At 75.0% G+C, this 14,393-nt stretch carries 17 protein-coding genes and 2 pseudogenes; 14 read left to right on the top strand and 5 right to left on the bottom strand.

The window, feature by feature from the left end; translation table 11 throughout:
- Positions 1-92: 92 nt before the first annotated feature.
- The 3 genes from ACIPXB_RS19800 (at position 93) to ACIPXB_RS19790 (ending at position 2,089) form a co-directional block, all read left to right on the top strand.
- Positions 93-1,505, top strand: a complete 1,413-nt coding sequence (locus ACIPXB_RS19800) for an amidase (protein ID WP_401451505.1) — start codon at positions 93-95, stop codon at positions 1,503-1,505.
- 126 nt (positions 1,506-1,631) lie between these two features.
- A complete protein-coding gene (locus ACIPXB_RS19795; protein ID WP_401451502.1) occupies positions 1,632-1,931 on the top strand; it encodes a hypothetical protein in 300 nt (99 codons plus the stop codon).
- On the top strand, positions 1,913-2,089 hold the full coding sequence (locus ACIPXB_RS19790) for a hypothetical protein (RefSeq protein WP_401451499.1): 177 nt from the start codon (positions 1,913-1,915) through the stop codon (positions 2,087-2,089). Before ACIPXB_RS19795 ends, ACIPXB_RS19790 begins: the two co-directional genes overlap by 19 nt.
- 19 nt (positions 2,090-2,108) lie before the next feature.
- On the opposite strand, the gene ACIPXB_RS19785 is transcribed toward ACIPXB_RS19790, so the two are convergent.
- On the bottom strand, positions 2,109-3,068 hold the full coding sequence (locus ACIPXB_RS19785; protein WP_401451496.1) for a GlxA family transcriptional regulator: 960 nt from the start codon (positions 3,066-3,068) through the stop codon (positions 2,109-2,111).
- 107 nt (positions 3,069-3,175) lie between these two features.
- Here ACIPXB_RS19785 and ACIPXB_RS19780 point away from each other — a divergent pair, with 107 nt between their 5' ends.
- The gene (locus ACIPXB_RS19780) at positions 3,176-3,730 is read left to right on the top strand and encodes a PaaI family thioesterase (protein ID WP_401451493.1); all 555 of its coding nucleotides are present in this window, start codon (positions 3,176-3,178) and stop codon (positions 3,728-3,730) included.
- A 70-nt stretch (positions 3,731-3,800) separates the two neighbouring features.
- Complete coding sequence (locus tag ACIPXB_RS19775; protein ID WP_401451490.1) at positions 3,801-4,412, top strand: hypothetical protein; 612 nt, start codon at positions 3,801-3,803, stop codon at positions 4,410-4,412.
- An 89-nt stretch (positions 4,413-4,501) separates the two neighbouring features.
- Here ACIPXB_RS19775 and ACIPXB_RS19770 read toward each other — a convergent pair.
- Positions 4,502-4,807: pseudogene (locus ACIPXB_RS19770) on the bottom strand (response regulator transcription factor); the annotation flags it as partial.
- Here ACIPXB_RS19770 and ACIPXB_RS19765 point away from each other — a divergent pair.
- The 6 genes and pseudogenes from ACIPXB_RS19765 (at position 4,804) to ACIPXB_RS19740 (ending at position 8,952) form a co-directional block, all read left to right on the top strand.
- Positions 4,804-5,166, top strand: coding sequence for a cation:proton antiporter regulatory subunit (locus ACIPXB_RS19765; RefSeq protein WP_401451487.1), 363 nt, complete (start codon positions 4,804-4,806; stop codon positions 5,164-5,166). The pseudogene ACIPXB_RS19770 and the gene ACIPXB_RS19765 sit on opposite strands and share 4 nt — an antisense overlap.
- A gap of 115 nt (positions 5,167-5,281) precedes the next feature.
- Positions 5,282-7,579 carry a SpoIIE family protein phosphatase gene (locus tag ACIPXB_RS19760; protein WP_401451484.1) on the top strand — a complete coding sequence of 766 codons (2,298 nt, stop codon included), beginning with the start codon at positions 5,282-5,284 and terminating at the stop codon, positions 7,577-7,579.
- A gap of 86 nt (positions 7,580-7,665) precedes the next feature.
- Positions 7,666-7,884, top strand: a pseudogene (locus tag ACIPXB_RS19755) (hypothetical protein); the annotation flags it as partial.
- 112 nt (positions 7,885-7,996) lie between these two features.
- Entirely contained in the window at positions 7,997-8,272 is a 276-nt protein-coding gene (locus tag ACIPXB_RS19750) for a DUF6400 family protein (protein WP_401451481.1), read from the top strand.
- Complete coding sequence (locus ACIPXB_RS19745; protein WP_401451478.1) at positions 8,259-8,516, top strand: hypothetical protein; 258 nt, start codon at positions 8,259-8,261, stop codon at positions 8,514-8,516. The genes ACIPXB_RS19750 and ACIPXB_RS19745 overlap by 14 nt, the downstream gene beginning before the upstream one ends.
- A gap of 160 nt (positions 8,517-8,676) precedes the next feature.
- Positions 8,677-8,952 (top strand): isoamylase early set domain-containing protein, encoded by a 276-nt coding sequence (locus ACIPXB_RS19740; protein ID WP_401451475.1) that lies wholly within the window; start codon positions 8,677-8,679, stop codon positions 8,950-8,952.
- A gap of 200 nt (positions 8,953-9,152) precedes the next feature.
- Here ACIPXB_RS19740 and ACIPXB_RS19735 read toward each other — a convergent pair whose 3' ends face one another.
- The gene (locus ACIPXB_RS19735; protein WP_401451472.1) at positions 9,153-9,626 is read right to left on the bottom strand and encodes a hypothetical protein; all 474 of its coding nucleotides are present in this window, start codon (positions 9,624-9,626) and stop codon (positions 9,153-9,155) included.
- 75 nt (positions 9,627-9,701) lie between these two features.
- Positions 9,702-10,337, bottom strand: a complete 636-nt coding sequence (locus tag ACIPXB_RS19730; protein WP_401451469.1) for a GNAT family N-acetyltransferase — start codon at positions 10,335-10,337, stop codon at positions 9,702-9,704.
- Positions 10,338-10,442: 105 nt separating this feature from the next.
- Between ACIPXB_RS19730 and ACIPXB_RS19725 the strand changes: the two genes are divergently transcribed.
- From ACIPXB_RS19725 to ACIPXB_RS19715, 3 genes are all read left to right on the top strand, one after another.
- Positions 10,443-11,753, top strand: coding sequence for an MFS transporter (locus ACIPXB_RS19725; RefSeq protein ID WP_401451466.1), 1,311 nt, complete (start codon positions 10,443-10,445; stop codon positions 11,751-11,753).
- Complete coding sequence (locus ACIPXB_RS19720) at positions 11,750-12,946, top strand: anhydro-N-acetylmuramic acid kinase (RefSeq protein ID WP_401451463.1); 1,197 nt, start codon at positions 11,750-11,752, stop codon at positions 12,944-12,946. The genes ACIPXB_RS19725 and ACIPXB_RS19720 overlap by 4 nt, the downstream gene beginning before the upstream one ends.
- Positions 12,947-13,186: 240 nt before the next feature.
- Entirely contained in the window at positions 13,187-13,849 is a 663-nt protein-coding gene (locus tag ACIPXB_RS19715; protein ID WP_401451460.1) for a DUF4360 domain-containing protein, read from the top strand.
- Here ACIPXB_RS19715 and ACIPXB_RS19710 read toward each other — a convergent pair.
- Positions 13,803-14,357, bottom strand: coding sequence for a GNAT family N-acetyltransferase (locus tag ACIPXB_RS19710; protein WP_401451457.1), 555 nt, complete (start codon positions 14,355-14,357; stop codon positions 13,803-13,805). The genes ACIPXB_RS19715 and ACIPXB_RS19710 overlap by 47 nt on opposite strands.
- Positions 14,358-14,393: the final 36 nt, after the last annotated feature.

The following is a 14,393-nucleotide window of genomic DNA, read 5'->3' as shown; positions in this document are numbered from 1 at the left end:
CCGCAGTTTATTCGATGCGCTCGCATCGATACCGGGTTAGTGTTCCGATGCAAGCGCATTGGTACGGGGAACGAGGAGAGGTGCAGTCAGTCATGCGGGAAGCCCTGTGGAGGATGCCGGCCGCCGCGCAGGCGGAGGCGGTGCGCCGGGCGGACGTCTCCGCCGCCGAACTGGTCGACAGTCACCTGGAGCGCATCGCGGAGGTCAACCCGCGGGTGAACGCGGTCACGCAGCTCCTCGCGGAACGCGCCCGCGAGGCCGCGGCGCGCACGGACCGGCGGCGCGCGGCGGGGGAGGAGCTGGGGCCGCTCGCGGGCGTGCCGTTCACGGTGAAGGAGAGCACGCCCGTCGAGGGGGTGCCCACCACCTACGGCGTGCCGCGCTTCCGCGACCTCGTGGCGCCGGCCGACGCGCCCCCGGTGGCCCGGCTGCGCGCGGCCGGCGCCATCCCGATCGGGCACAGCAACCTGCCCACGCTGATCCTGGCCGGGATGCACACGCGCAGCGAGCTGTACGGCGACACGGCCAACCCCTGGGACCGGGGCCGCACCCCGGGCGGCAGCAGCGGCGGCGACGCGGTGGCCGTCGCCACGGGCATGGCGGCGCTCGGCCTGGGCAACGACTCCGGCGGATCCGTGCGCATCCCGGCCCAGTTCTGCGGGGTGGCCGGACTGAAGCCGTCCGCCGGCCGGTTCCCCGCCGACCACCGTGTCCTCGGCCCCGACGACCCCGGCCCGGCCTCCCAGATGCTCGTCACCGACGGCCCCCTGGCGCGGACCGTGGGCGACCTGAGGCTGGCGTACGAGGTGCTGGCCGGCACCGACCCGCGCGATCCGCGCGCCGTACCCGTGCCCGCCTACGGGCCGCCTCTGCCCGGACCCGTGAAGGTCGCGGTCGTGACGGACCCCGGCGGGCACGGCGTGCACCCCACGGTCGCCGCGGCCGTGGCGACGGCGGCCGCGGCACTGCGCGACGCGGGGTACGACGTACGCGAAGTGGCCGACGTACCGCGGCTGGACGAGGCCCTGGACGCCTACCACCGGATCACCATGACGGAATTCGCCCCGGCCTGGCCGGCGGTGCGCACGCTGCTCGGCGACGGCGGCGACCGCTACATCGCGATGGCGATGGAGCGGACCCCGCCCGTGAGCGCGGCGGAGCTCATGCAGCTGATGGGCACCTGGCTGAACATCCGCCGCTCCTGGGCCGAGTTCCTCGACGACCACCCGCTGCTGCTCGGCCCGGTGTTCACCGAGCCGCCGGTCGAGCCGGGACTGGAGTCGCGCGACCGGGAGGGCCGGGACCGGGTCGGATCGGGCATGCGGCTGTGCACCGCGACCAGCTTCGTGGGCGTACCCGGTGTGGCCGTGCCGACCGGGGTGGCCGACGGTCTCCCGGTCGGGGTGCAGATCGTGGGGCGCGCCTTCCGGGAGGACCTCTGCCTGGCCGCGGCCCAGACCGTGGAGGACCGGCTGGGCGTCCTGACCCCGGTCGACCCGCGGTGAGCGGGACGGCCGACCCGCGGTGAGCGGGGCCGGCCCGCGGGGTACGGGGAGGCCCTGGCCGACGACGACGGTCCGCTCAGCGCGGTCTGGGCCGCCCGCGGCCTCGGCCTGCCCTACCGGGACGCCGTGCTGCGCCGGGTCGCGCGGACACCGCTGGACTCCACCGCCTGGTACCTGCTGTTCGCGGACTGCCCGGCCGACGAGATCGGCCGCGCAGTCGCCGCCGCCGAGCGCCTGCTCCCGCTCGACGGACTCCTCGCGGATCCCGAACCGGGCATCGCCTACGGCGAGGAGTACGAGGCCGACCGGATCCTGGACACGATCGTCTGCCGGCTGGGGGCCATCCCGGCCACGGGGTCCGGCTGTTGCGGACGGCGCTGTCCACGCGCTGCTCCCGCAACCGCCGGATGGCGGCGTACGCCCTGAGAGCCTGGCCGCCCGGCACGGTCCCGCCGGAGCTGCGCGACACCCTGGCGCGCGCCGCCGCCCGCGAACCGGTCGACGGCATCCGGGAGGCGATGCGCGAAGCCCTCGCCGTGGGGGACTGCTGGGCCCGAGGGCCTGTCCGGCCCATCCGACGCTGATCCGCCGGACAGGCCCGGCCTAGCCGCGCAGGCTGCGCGCGCTCTGGCCGAGGCGGTCGCGCAGCAGGGTCCGCAGGGGACCCGGGCCCTCGTAGCCGACCCGGCGGGCCACCGCCGCCAGCGGGAGCGCCGTGGTGCGCAGCAGGTGTTCGGCCTGCTCGACCCGGAGGTTCTGCACCAGGCGGATGGGTGAGCAGCCCAGGGTGCGGGTCACCGTGCGCTGCAGGGTGCGCTCGCTGACCCCGAGGTCGCGCGCCGCCTCCGCGATCGAGAGCGGCCCGTCCATCCGGGCCCGCACCCAGGCCTCGAACGCCGAGACCAGCGGCTCGTGCCGGGCCAGCGCGCTGGGGATCGTGTACGCCGCCTGGGAGGCGCGGTCGTCGACCACGAGATAGCGCCGTACCAGGTCGGCGAGGGCGGGACTGCGCATCCGTACGATCGCCAGCGCCAGGTCCAGGTGGCCGAACGCGGCGCCGGCCGTGGTGATCCCGTCGCAGGTCGTCACCATCCTGCTCTCGTCGACGGCGACATGGCGGTAGCGCTCGCGGAAGACCGGGGCCAGCCACCAGCTGGTCGTCGCGCGCAGTCCGTCGAGGACTCCGGACTCGGCGAGCAGAAACGTCCCCGTACAGGACGAGGCGAGCGGAGTACGCCGCTCCCGGGCCTCGGTGAGCACCCGGCGGGCGTCGCGGTGCGCCGCCCCGGCCACGGTCTCGACCAGGCGCTCGGGCCGGCGCTCCATCAGCGCGGGCAGCACCAGCAGGTCGGCGTCCTCGGCCACCGTCACGCTCTCGGTGTCGATCCGGTGCCCGAGCCCGGTCCGCACCCGCCGCCGCACTCCGACCGTACGGATGTCGAACGCCGGCGGCGGCGCTCCGGTGAGCTGCCCGCGCAGGGCGTTGGCGGTGTGGAGCACGTCGAGAGTGGCGGAGACCCCCGAGTCGAACACCCCGTCGAGGACGAGCACGGCTGCTTTCACCCGTTCACCCTAGCCCGGCCGGCGCACCTGGCCGGTGTCGGATTCGCTGCACAAGCTGCCGGATCCGACACTCCCGGGCCGGGCCCCGGCCCTCCTAGGGTCGAGCCATGACCACGCACGAGACCACCACGCACGAGACCACCACGCACCAGGTGCCGGACCACCTTCCCGCCGCGGCCCGCTCCCGTACCCACACCTGGCAGCCGCGCCCCGACATGACCCCCGAGCTCCTCGGCATGAGCGGGCTGGAGATCCTCCGGGCCGCCCTCGAGGGCGCCCTCCCCGCCGCCTCGATGATGAGCACGCTCGGCTTCCGGCTCACCGAGGTCGGCGAGGGTTTCACCGTCTTCGAGGGGGACCCGGGCGACCACCTGCTCAACCCGATGGGCACGGTGCACGGCGGGTTCCTCGCCACCCTCCTGGACTCGGCCCTCGGCTCGGCCGTGATGACGCGCCTCCCGGCCGGCGCCATGTACACCACCGTCCAGCTGGGCGTCCACATGATCCGCCCGGTCCTCTCCGACACCCCGGCGCTGCGGTGCGAGGGCACGGCCCTGCACGTGGGCCGCACCACCGCCACCGCCGAGGCGAGGATCATCGGCACGCACGACGGCAAGCTCTACGCCCACGGCACGACCACCTGCGCCGTCCTGCGCACTTGACGCGACGGGGCACGGAAGGCGGAAACCGCGGGCGGCAGGACGGGCGTCCCTGTGACGGGGGGTGATGTGCATGCCGGTGATACCGCCGCAGGGGGCACGGTGGCTCTCCGCGGCGCTGCCCGCGGTCGCCGCGGTGCTGCTCCACGGCTGGGCCGCGTGGTACTTCGGCGCCGCGTCCCCGCCACCGGCCGCGGTCGCGGTGGCGGGCGCCGGGATCCTGGGGGCCGGCGCCCTGGTCGCGTACTTCCTGCTCGTCGGCGGCAACGGGGCCGTCTTCGGTACGCTCCTGCTCGCCGTGGGCCTGCTGCTGACCGTGGCGGCCGCGGACCGGACGGCGGCGCGCGAGGAGGTCGCCACCTGTGTCGTACGCGAGGTCCACACCCGGTCCGAGGGCTCCTTCGGGGAGGGCGGACCGCCACCGAAGACGGTGTACCGCTTCGCGCTGGACTGCCCCGGTGGCCACCCCGCCGAGCTCAAGGACGACCGGTCGCTCGCCCCGGTGGGCGGGCAGGTGCGTGTCGCGTACGACCCGCTGCGCCGCACGGCCCCGGCGGTGGCGGGGGAGGAGACCTCCCCCTGGACCCCCGCCCTGTGGGGCGCGCTCGCCCTGGCCCTCAGCACGCTGATCGCCGCGAGCCGCCCCCACCCGGGCCGCACCCCCGCCGAACGGCCCGACGCCTAGCGTCTGCTTCTTGAAGGACGCTCAGTTCCCGCCGGTCGTTCCCCCGGGTCGTTCCAGCGAGGCGTTCCCGAGGGGGTGTCCGGCGGGTGTCAGGGCTCGATCAGGCCGACGCGGATGGCGTAGCGGGTCAGTTCGCGGCGGTCGCGCAGGCCCAGTTTCTGCAGCAGGTTGGCGCGGTGCCGTTCGACGGTCTTCGCGCTGATCACGAGGATGTCGCGGATCTCCTTGGACGTGTGCCCCTCGGCGACCAGCTTGAGGATCTCCTCCTCGCGCTCCGTTATGGGGCGGTCCGGCAGCGGGTTGCCCTGGCGGGCGCGGTCCAGATAGGTGCGTACGAGGGTGGTCTCGGCACCGGGGTGGATGAACGGTTCGTCCCGCAGGGCCGCCCGGCGTGCCGGGCGGCGTCGGTCAGCCCCTCCTGGGCGACCCGGTACAGGACGAGTTCGGTGGCCGCGTCGAGCGGGGGCAGACCGGGCGTGATGCCCGCCACACCCAGGGCGTGCTGCACACCACCGATCCGGGCCTGGTCGCCGAACGGGTCGAGCTGCCCGCGGGCTCGTTCTGGGACGGCCGGGTGGTGGGGGACACCCGGATGCGCACCGAGACCGGAGTGTCGATCGTGGCCGTCCTGCGGCGGGCGGTCGCCTGGCCGTCGCCTTCGCCGGACTTCCGGCTCGCGGGCGGGGACACGCTCGTCGTCATCGGCACGCGCGAGGGCGTGGCGGTCGCGGCCGCGCTACTCAGGCGCAGCTGAGGCCGGCCCGAGCCGGTCACCCGGCGTGAGCCGGGCGAGCTGTGCGTCATCCGCACCCGCGCGAGGCCGCCGATCCCCGAGCGCGGGCACCGGGCGGCGGAGAGACGATGGTCGGGTGGACGAGGCAGTGCGGCGCGGCCAGGGGGCCGGTCAGCGCGCGCTGGGCGATGAATTGGTCCAGACCTGCATGGACGCCGGGGCCTCCATCGGCATGCTCTACCTGCCCGGTGCCACCCGCCGCGTCCTGCATCTGGCGATGGTCACCGGGGTGGCGCGGGAGTTCGCGGCCCCCTGGTCCCGGATCGGCCTGGACGACCCCATCCCGGTGGCCGACGCCGTCCGCGAGAGACGGTTCGTCTGGCTGGGCGACCAGCAGGAGACGGCCCGCCGCTACCCCCGGCTGGGCCTGGTCCTGCCGTACGACTTCGCCCTCGCCGCCGCCCCGCTGACCACGGCCACGGGGGACCAGGACACGGGGGACCGGGACGCCGGCGGCCGGGACAGCGGTGGCGGGGACACCGGCGGCAGGGGCGCCGAGGCCCCCGACGGCACGGACCGGGCCGCCGCGCACGGCGGCGGGGCCACCGCGGACGCCGACGCCTCCCGCGACCCCGCGGCCGGAGCCGGTGCGGTCCTGCTCTGGCCCGGCTCCCACGCGTCCCGCCTCAGCGACCGGGAGCGCCGGGCCGTGGAAGCGGGCTGCCACCGGCTCGCCCGCGTCCTGCGGGGAGCGGCCGACGAGGGGCACCCCGTCCCGCCCGCCGACCATCCCGTCATCCTCCAGCCGGCGCTGCCCCCCACGCCCGGACCGGTCGAGGCCGGGGCCGCCCTGGCCTTCGCCCGCCGGCTGCCCGGCGGCAGCTGCGCCCTCGACATGAACGGGCAGATCGTCTTCCTCACCCCGGAGGCGGCCGCCCTCCTGGGTGTGGACCGCGCCGCACTGCTGGGCGCCCTGCCGTGGGAGGCGCTGCCCTGGATGGACACCCCCGCCGTCGAGGACCACTACCGCGCCGCCGTGATCAGCCGGGTGCCGCAGACCTTCACCACCATGCACCCCAGCGGCCGCCACCTGCGCTTCGACCTGTACCCCGACGACACCGGCATCAGCGTCCGCATCACGCCGGCGGCCGAGCAGCCGGCCCCGCCGCCCCGGGCCCGGCCCGCCGCCCCCGCCAGGGAGCCGTCGCCCAGCCGCGCCACCGCCCTCTACCAGCTCATGCACCTGGCGGCCACCCTCACCGAGGCCGCCCACGCCCAGGACGTCGTGGAGAAGGCCGCGGACCAGCTGGTTCCCGCCCTCGGAGCGCAGGCGCTGGCCCTGCTCGTCGAGGAGGGCCAGCGGCAGCGCATCGTGGGCCACCGCGGCTACCCGGCCGCGGTCGTCGCCCGCTTCGACGGCCTCCCCGTCACCGAGGACCTCCCCACCAACCGCGTCCTGCGCACCGGCACCGCGCTGTTCTACAGCAGCGCGGAGGAGCTCTTCGACGACTTCCACGACACCGGGTACGAGCCGGTCATGGCGGCCTGGGCCTTCCTGCCCCTGATCGCCTCCCGGCGCCCCATCGGCTCCCTCGTCCTCGCCTACACCCGCCCGCACCCCTTCGCCCCCGGCGAACGCGCCGTCCTGACCTCCATCGCCGGACTCATCGCCCAGGCCCTGGACCGCGCCCGCCTCTACGACTCCACGCACCAGCTCGCCCGCAGCCTGCAGACCGGCCTCCTGCCCCACGCCCTGCCGGTCATCCCCCACCTGGACCTGGCCGCCCGCTACCAGCCGGCCGCCCACGGCCTGGACATCGGCGGCGACTTCTACGACGTCATCCGCATCGACGACACCACCGTCGCCGCCGCCATCGGCGACGTCCAGGGCCACAACGTCAACGCCGCCGCCCTCATGGGCCAGGTCCGCACCGCCGTCCACGCCACCGCCGGCGCACCGCCGGCCGAGGTCCTCGCCCGCACCAACCGGCTCCTGACCGACCTCGAACCGGGCCTGTTCACCAGCTGCCTGTACGCCCACCTCGACCTCGCCCGCGGCACCGCCCACCTGGCGGGCGCCGGACACCCGCCCCCCGTGCTGCGCCACGCCCACGGCCCCACCGAGGTCCTGCACCTGCCCTCCGGGCTCCTGCTGGGCATCGACCCCGACGCCTCGTACAGCGCCGTCGAGATCCCCTTCGCCCCCGACACCCTCCTCGCCCTCTACACCGACGGCCTCGTCGAAACCCCCGGCGAGGACATCGAGGACGCCATCGGCACGGTCGCGGCCCGCATCGGCCGCGCCCCGCGGCTCCAGAGCCTGGGCGACCTCGCGGACGACCTGGTCCGGGACGCCCGCCACGGCGCGCCCCGCACCGACGACATCGCCCTCCTCCTGCTCCGCTCCCGGGAGGCCCCGGCCCCCGGCTCATGATCGGCGTTGTCAGTGGCCGCCCCCAGGTTGATCCGTGTTCCGCCGCACCGGCGTGAACGTTCCCGGGGCGCAGAGGAGATGGCGCGTTGTCAGATCGGGAGAGGTCGAGCACGGCACGGGTGGTCCCACCCGCACGGCCGCGCAAGCTCACCAAGGTCCCGTTCGTCGAGCTGGCCGACGGACGCCTGCAGGGCGTGGTGTCCAGCGGCTCGGACATCGAGCGGGTCTACGTCTCGTCGGTGGCGTCCGGTACGTACGCCTTCGCGTGCAGCACCAACAACAACCGGCCCTGCGGCGGCGCCCGCCGCCGGAGGCGCGGCCCTGCTCCCGCCCCCTCTCCCCGCCCCGCTGTGACATCGCCCACGCACCCCCCACCCCCTCTTGCCAGCGGAAAGAAGGGTTACCTAAGTTCGTTTCATGGCGCCATCGCACCCCACATCCCCCACCGGCCCGGACGGCACCCCCGCGCTGGTCGACTTCGCCGTCGACCTCACCGCGCAGGAAACGCTCCGCCAGGCCCACGTCCTGGACGCCCTGGGCCCCGCCTGGGACCCCATCGAAGTGCTGCGCGGCGAGGAGGCGGCGTACGACCTGCTGTACTCCGGCCTCGACGCGGACCAGCAGCGCCTGTACGACGACCTGGTCGCGGCCGGCGTACTGCCCCGGCGCGGGGGCGGCCGTGCTGCCGCTTGACCCGCAGGCGGACATCGGCCGCCGCGCCTGGGTGGCCTGCCCGCGGTGCGACGACGCCCAGGGATGCGCGCCGTGCGAGCAGCGCCGTACCTGCTCCGACCACTGGCGCTACCTGCTCTCCCACTCCGGCAGCCTGCTCCACCTGCAGTGCCCCTCGTGCACCCACGTGTGGGCGCACGAGAGCGCCTTCGGCGCCACCCGGACCCCGTGGAGCCGGGTGACCAGCGGCTGGTCGCACCCCTGATCCGACCGCCGGTCGCCGCGTCCGGCGTGGCGTCCGGCGTGGCGCGGGTGTGGCAGGGGGCGGCCAGGCGGGTGCCGTCGGGCGGGTCGCGGTCCCCGCGCGTCACCGTGAGGGGGCAGGCTGGCCCCCGGCCCGGTGTCCCGTCAGAAAGGGATCGTTGATGCTGGAACGTAAGACCCGCAAGGACCGCACGGATGTCACCTTCGTCCTGCCCGCCGACCAGCCGCCCGGCGAGGTCAGCGTCGTGGGCGACTTCAACGACTGGCGACCCGGAACCCACACCCTGGCCCCGCGCCCGGACGGCCGCAGGGCGGTGTCGGTCAGGTTCCCCGCCGGCCAGGTCCACTACTTCCGCTACCTGGCGGCGGGTGACTACTGGTTCAACGAGGAGGCCGCCGACGGCCACGAGGGTGCCAACAGCCGTCTGAACACCTGACCCGGCCGGCACGCCGTCCGCCGCAGAGGGCACTTGTGCGACAGGGACCTCTGCTATTCGGCCAACTGCACCGCCCGGCCAGCGCCCACCGCGCCGGCAGGGCACCCTGAGAAGGAAGCCTTCCGGGACGCCCCGAACCCCCGAGCGGGGCGTACTGGAAGGCCTTCACGCGCCCGCGCGCCCCAGACGGTCCGGTCCGCTCAGCAGAACGCTTCGCGGGCCACTGCCGCGCCCTTGTCCCAGCCCTTCGAGAACTGCTCGTTCGCCGAGGCCGGCTTGGTCGCGTCGCAGTCGTCCTCCACGGCCTCCCAGCCCGCCACGATGCCAGCCTTGAGCGTCGTACCGACGGCGGCGCCGCCACCACCGCACGGGGTGCGGTCGTTGCCCTGCGAGATGGTGTACTGGGCCTTCTCGCGCTTGGGGATCGTGAAGCTGCCGCCCTCGCCGACGGTGAACGAACCGCCCGCCGCGGTCGGCGAGGACAAGAAGGCCTGTCCCGGCGTGAAGCCCGTGCCGGTGATGGTCACCGTTCCGTCGGACTGCACGTCCGACAGGGTGCAGGTGGCCGACGGGACGACCTCGGGTGCGGCGCCCCGGGCGATGGCGGCGGGCCCCAGGGCAAGGGACCCGGCCAGCAGCGGGGCGAACACGGACAGACGGGTACGTCGCTTCATGGTTCTTCCTTCCGGAGTGCAGGAAGGCAACGGCATGTCCGGACGATCGTCCGTTTCATCCTCCCCTGTCCCGCATCACCTGTCGACCGGGGCACCGTCCCGCGCCGGCCCGGGCCACGGGTCGCCCTGGACACGGGCGTGCAGGTGTTCGTCGTGCCAGCCGTCGGCGTGCAGCAGGGCGCTGCGCATCGTGCCCTCGAGGGGGAAGCCGGCCTGCCGCGCGACCCGGCAGGACGCCGGGTTCCCGACCGAGTGCGTGATCCGGAGCCGGTGCAGGCCGAGTTCGTCCAGGGCCCACCGGCTGACGCGGACCGTCGAGTCGACCACGGCCCCGTGGCCGCGCCCCGCGGGCAGGAGCCAGTACAGGAACTCCGCGCTGCCCCCGTGGAGGTCGATGTCGGCGAGCCCGATCAGCCCCACGGGCCGGGAGCCGGCACCGGCGGACGGGGCGATGGCCCAGACCGCCGCCTCTTCGTCGTCCCAGCGCCGCGCCCACCGGGCGATCTTCTCGCGGGCCCCGTCCGGCGAGAGGTGGCCGGGCCGGTTCCACTGCTGGATCTCCGGGTCGTGGCAGGCGGCCACCAGCACCTCGGCGTCCTGGGGCCGCCAGGGCCGCAGCTGGAAGCCGCTGCCGAGGCGGAACGTCGGCTGTTCGGTCCCGGCCATGCTGCCGGCCGGGACCACGGGCGGTATCGGCGGTATCGCATTCATCCGATCATGATGACGAGCGCCGTGGACGGGCGGGGGCGGGGGCCGTTCTGCTGAAACGCCCTGCCGTGACGTATCCCGGAGCCGCCCGGCGGGCACGCAGGTCGCGTGACCCCTTCCGGCCTGCGTCCCGCGCCCCCGCCCGCCGCCGTCCGCTCGCGCCGCGCCCTGCTCGCCGGCGCGGCCGGCAACTTCGTCGAGTGGTACGAGTTCAGTGTGTACGGCTGCTTCGCCACCGTCATCGCGGCCACCTTCTGGCCGGGCGGCGGTTCCGGCGCGCTGGTCGCGACGTACGCCTCGTTCGCGCTCGCCTTCTTCTTCCGTCCCCTGGGCGCCCTGCTGTTCGGCAGGATCGGCGACCGGATCGGCCGCCGCCCCACGCTGCTCCTGGTCATCGGCCTCATGACGCTCGCCACCACCCTCATCGGGCTCCTGCCCACGTACGCCGCCGCCGGACCGGCCGCCCCCGTGCTGCTCACCCTGCTGCGCGTGCTGCAAGGCCTCTGCGCCGGGGGAGAGTTCGGCGGGGCCGTGGCCCTGATGACGGAACTCGCACCCCCGGGCCGCCGCGGTCTGTACGGCGCGCTGCAGTCCTTCACCGTCGCGCTCGGCCTGCTCGGCGGCGTCGGCGCGGCCGCCCTCACCGCGACCTTCCTGTCCGGTGAGGACCTGGCCGACTGGGGCTGGCGCGTCCCGTTCCTGCTGGCCCTGCCGCTCGGCCTGGCCGGGCTCCGGCTGCGGGCCGGGCTGGTGGAACCGCCCCCGCCCGACGCGCGGGACGGCGGCACGGAACCGGCCGGGGCGGCGGCCGCGCCGGCGCGCCGCGGGGAACTGCCGCGCGCCGTCGTGCTGGGCGCCGGCCGGATCATGGGCTGGTCGGCGGCCGGCTACACCTTCCTCGTCGTCCTGCCCGCGTACCTGCAGTCAACCCTCCACACCTCCTTCCGGGCGGCCCTGATCGCAGGGGTCCTCACCAACCTCGGCTTCGCCGCCGCCGTGCTGCCCGCCGGACACCTCAGCGACCGCGTCGGCCGGCGCCCGGTCATGCTCGCGGGCGCCCTCCTCGTCGTCGTCCTCTCCTTCCCGCTGCTGGGGCTGCTCCAGGACCCCGGCTCCTCCGTGCCGGCCCGGGCGGCCGCCCTGCTCGCCGCCGGCGCCGTGGTCGGCCTGATGGCGGGAGCGGGCCCCGCCATGCTCGCCGAGATGTTCCCCGCCCGGGTGCGCTGCACCGGACTCGGTGTCGCCTATGCCCTCGCCAACGCCGTCTTCTCCGGCTGCGCCGGCCTGGTCATCACCGCCGTGACCGCTCGCACGGGCAACGCCGACATCCCCGCCCACTACGCCGCCGGAGCCTGCGCCCTCAGCGCCCTGGCCCTGTCCACGCTGCGCGGCGACGACCACCGAAGGCCCCTGCGATGAGAGTCGTCGGACTGATGTCGGGCACCTCCTGCGACGCGATCGACGCCGCGGCCGCCGATCTCGACCTCGTCGACGAGGCCGGATCCCCCGCCGACACGGTGCGGCTGACCCCGCTCGGCATGGTCAGCGCGCCGTACGACGACGAGCTGCGCGCCGCCCTGGCGGCGGCCCTGCCCCCGGGGACCACCACCCTGGCCGACGTGTGCCGCCTCCACGTCCGGATCGGACAGGCGTTCGCGGACCTCGCCGTGCGCGCGGACCGCGAACTGTGCGAGGGCCGGGCCGAACTGATCGCCTCGCACGGGCAGACCGTCTACCACTGGGCGGCCGACGGCCGGGTGCACGGCAGCCTCCAGCTCGGCCAGCCCGCCTGGATCGCCGAGGCCAGCGGCTGTCCGGTCGTCTCCGACTTCCGCGCCCGCGACATCGCGGCCGGCGGCCAGGGCGCCCCGCTGGTCGGCCTGTTCGACCTGATGTGGCTGCGCGGGCGCCCCGGCGTCCCGGCCGCGCTGAACATCGGCGGGATCGCCAACGTCACCGTCCTGCGGCCCACGGGCGCGGCCGTGGCCTTCGACACCGGGCCGGGCAACGCCCTCATGGACGCGGCCGTCCACGAGCTGACGGGCGGGCGGCTCGACCACGACGCCGACGGGGTCCTCGCCGGGGCCGGCCGGGTCCACGAACCGCTGCTGGAGCGGCTGCTGGCGGAGCCGTACTACGGCCTGCCCGTGCCGAGGACCACCGGCAAGGAACTCTTCCACCGCGGCTATCTGCACACGGCGCTCACGGACTTCCCCGGACTCGCGCCGTCGGACCTCGTCGCCACGCTCACCCGGCTGACGGCCCGGACCGTCGCCGACGCCCTGCGGCCGCTCGGCCCCACCGAGGTCATCGCCTCCGGCGGCGGCACCCGCAACCCGGTCCTGATGGCCATGCTCCGCGCGGAGCTGCCCGGTACCACCGCGCTGCTCACCTCCGACGCGCTCGGGCTGCCCGGGGCCGCGAAGGAGGCGTACGCCTTCGCCGTCCTCGGCCACCTGAGCCTGCACGGCCTGCCCGGTACGGCACCCGAGTGCACCGGGGCCCGGGGAGCGCGCATCCTCGGTTCCCTCACCCCGGGCCGCCGCCCCCTCCGGCTGCCACCGCACCCCGGCCGGGCCCCGCACGCCCTTGTCATCGGTCCGGGCAAGTGAGCGGCCGGGAACGGGTGGGCCGGCACGCCCCCGTGTCGAAAATGCGTACGGATGTCGAATGGTCGTACGGCGCGCCGTGGAACGTGTGATTCCGCCTCTCTCGGCCCGAGGTGCCCGATGGTGTGTGGCGTGTGAACGAGGTGGCCGCGGCGGCTGTGGCGACTGCGCAGGCTGTGGCGGCCATGGCAGCCGCGGTGACCTCCGAGACTTCACCCGGACCAGGTTCGGAAAGGACCTCTCATGCTCAGAACCGTGTTCACCGCCGCCACGGCCGCGGTACTCGCGGCCGCCGCCCTCGTACCGTCCGCCGCCGCGGCGCCGCCCCGGGCTCCCCTCCCCGGACCGGCCGAGCCGGTCACCATCGACCTCGTCCAGGTCAACGGCTCGGGCTGCCGGCCGGGGACCGCCTCCGTCGCCGTCTCGCCGGACAACACGGCCTTCACCGTGACGTACAGCGAGTACCTGGCCCAGGTCGGTGTGGGCGCCCAGCCGATCGACTTCCGCAAGAACTGCCAGCTCGGCCTCCGCGTGAACATCCCGCAGGGCTTCACCTACGCCATCGCCCAGGCCGACTACCGCGGCTTCCTGAGCCTGGCGCAGGGCGCCAGCGGCCGGCAGAAGGCCAGCTACTACTTCCAGGGCATGTCCCAGACGCAGTACCGCAGTCACAGCTTCCAGGGGCCGCAGCAGGGCAACTGGCAGGTGTCCGACACGGCGGGCCTCGAGGCCCTCGTCTACGCGCCCTGCGGCGAGCAGCGGAACTTCAACATCAACACCGAGCTGCTCACGAGCGCCGGAACCTCGGACCCCGCCACCACCAACAGCTTCATGGCGATGGACTCGACCGACGGCAGCATCAGCACGAAGTACCACTTCTCGTGGAAGGCCTGCCCGGTGCGCTGACCCCGCCCGCCTGCGCCGTCCCGGCGAGCGGGCGCGCGTACCGCACGCCGGGGCGGCCGTCGACGACGGTCTCGCCCACCACCGTGAACCCGGAGCGGCGCAGCACCGCCATGGACGCGTGGTTGTCGAGGGTGGTCATCGCGGCGAGCCGTACGAGCCCGTAGTCGTCGGCCGCCAGCCGGCACACCTGCGCGACGGCCGACCTCGCCACGCCCCGGCCCGCGGCGCGCTCGCCGACCCGGTACCCGAGTTCGGCGACGCCCTCCTCCGGGTCGACGTCGACGAGGTTGATCCGGCCGATCACGTCCCCGTCGGCGTCCAGGACGAGATGGAAGTGGCAGAGCCCGGCGTCCTGTTCGTCGAGCAGAGCCCGGTGGCGGGCGGCGAAGTCGGCGAAGTACGCGTCCCCGCGGTCCGGTACGGACCGTGCGAAGTACGCCCGGTTCTCCCGCTCGAACGCCAGCAGCGCCTGCGCGTGGTCGGCCCGCAGCCGCTCCAGCTCCACCATGGCCGCCAGCATACGCACGAACGACCGGTGCCCGTA

The organism is Streptomyces sp. NPDC090022, from assembly GCF_044748145.1.
Taxonomy (GTDB): domain Bacteria; phylum Actinomycetota; class Actinomycetes; order Streptomycetales; family Streptomycetaceae; genus Streptomyces.
The sequence above is the reverse complement of the archived record's forward strand: the minus strand, read 5'-3'. Positions and strand labels throughout refer to the sequence as shown.

What these genes read in the sequence shown, in the direction of transcription:
- ACIPXB_RS19750 (WP_401451481.1), top strand. Translation starts at nt 7,997, where the DNA reads ATGGCGCCATCGCACCCCACATCCCCCACCGGCCCGGACGGCACCCCC.
- ACIPXB_RS19780 (WP_401451493.1), top strand. Translation starts at nt 3,176, where the DNA reads ATGACCACGCACGAGACCACCACGCACGAGACCACCACGCACCAGGTG.
- ACIPXB_RS19730 (WP_401451469.1), bottom strand. Translation starts at nt 10,337, where the DNA reads ATGAATGCGATACCGCCGATACCGCCCGTGGTCCCGGCCGGCAGCATG.
- ACIPXB_RS19740 (WP_401451475.1), top strand. Translation starts at nt 8,677, where the DNA reads ATGCTGGAACGTAAGACCCGCAAGGACCGCACGGATGTCACCTTCGTC.
- ACIPXB_RS19775 (WP_401451490.1), top strand. Translation starts at nt 3,801, where the DNA reads ATGCCGGTGATACCGCCGCAGGGGGCACGGTGGCTCTCCGCGGCGCTG.
- ACIPXB_RS19735 (WP_401451472.1), bottom strand. Translation starts at nt 9,626, where the DNA reads ATGAAGCGACGTACCCGTCTGTCCGTGTTCGCCCCGCTGCTGGCCGGG.
- ACIPXB_RS19800 (WP_401451505.1), top strand. Translation starts at nt 93, where the DNA reads ATGCGGGAAGCCCTGTGGAGGATGCCGGCCGCCGCGCAGGCGGAGGCG.
- ACIPXB_RS19710 (WP_401451457.1), bottom strand. Translation starts at nt 14,357, where the DNA reads ATGGTGGAGCTGGAGCGGCTGCGGGCCGACCACGCGCAGGCGCTGCTG.
- ACIPXB_RS19720 (WP_401451463.1), top strand. Translation starts at nt 11,750, where the DNA reads ATGAGAGTCGTCGGACTGATGTCGGGCACCTCCTGCGACGCGATCGAC.
- ACIPXB_RS19790 (WP_401451499.1), top strand. Translation starts at nt 1,913, where the DNA reads ATGGCGGCGTACGCCCTGAGAGCCTGGCCGCCCGGCACGGTCCCGCCG.
- ACIPXB_RS19715 (WP_401451460.1), top strand. Translation starts at nt 13,187, where the DNA reads ATGCTCAGAACCGTGTTCACCGCCGCCACGGCCGCGGTACTCGCGGCC.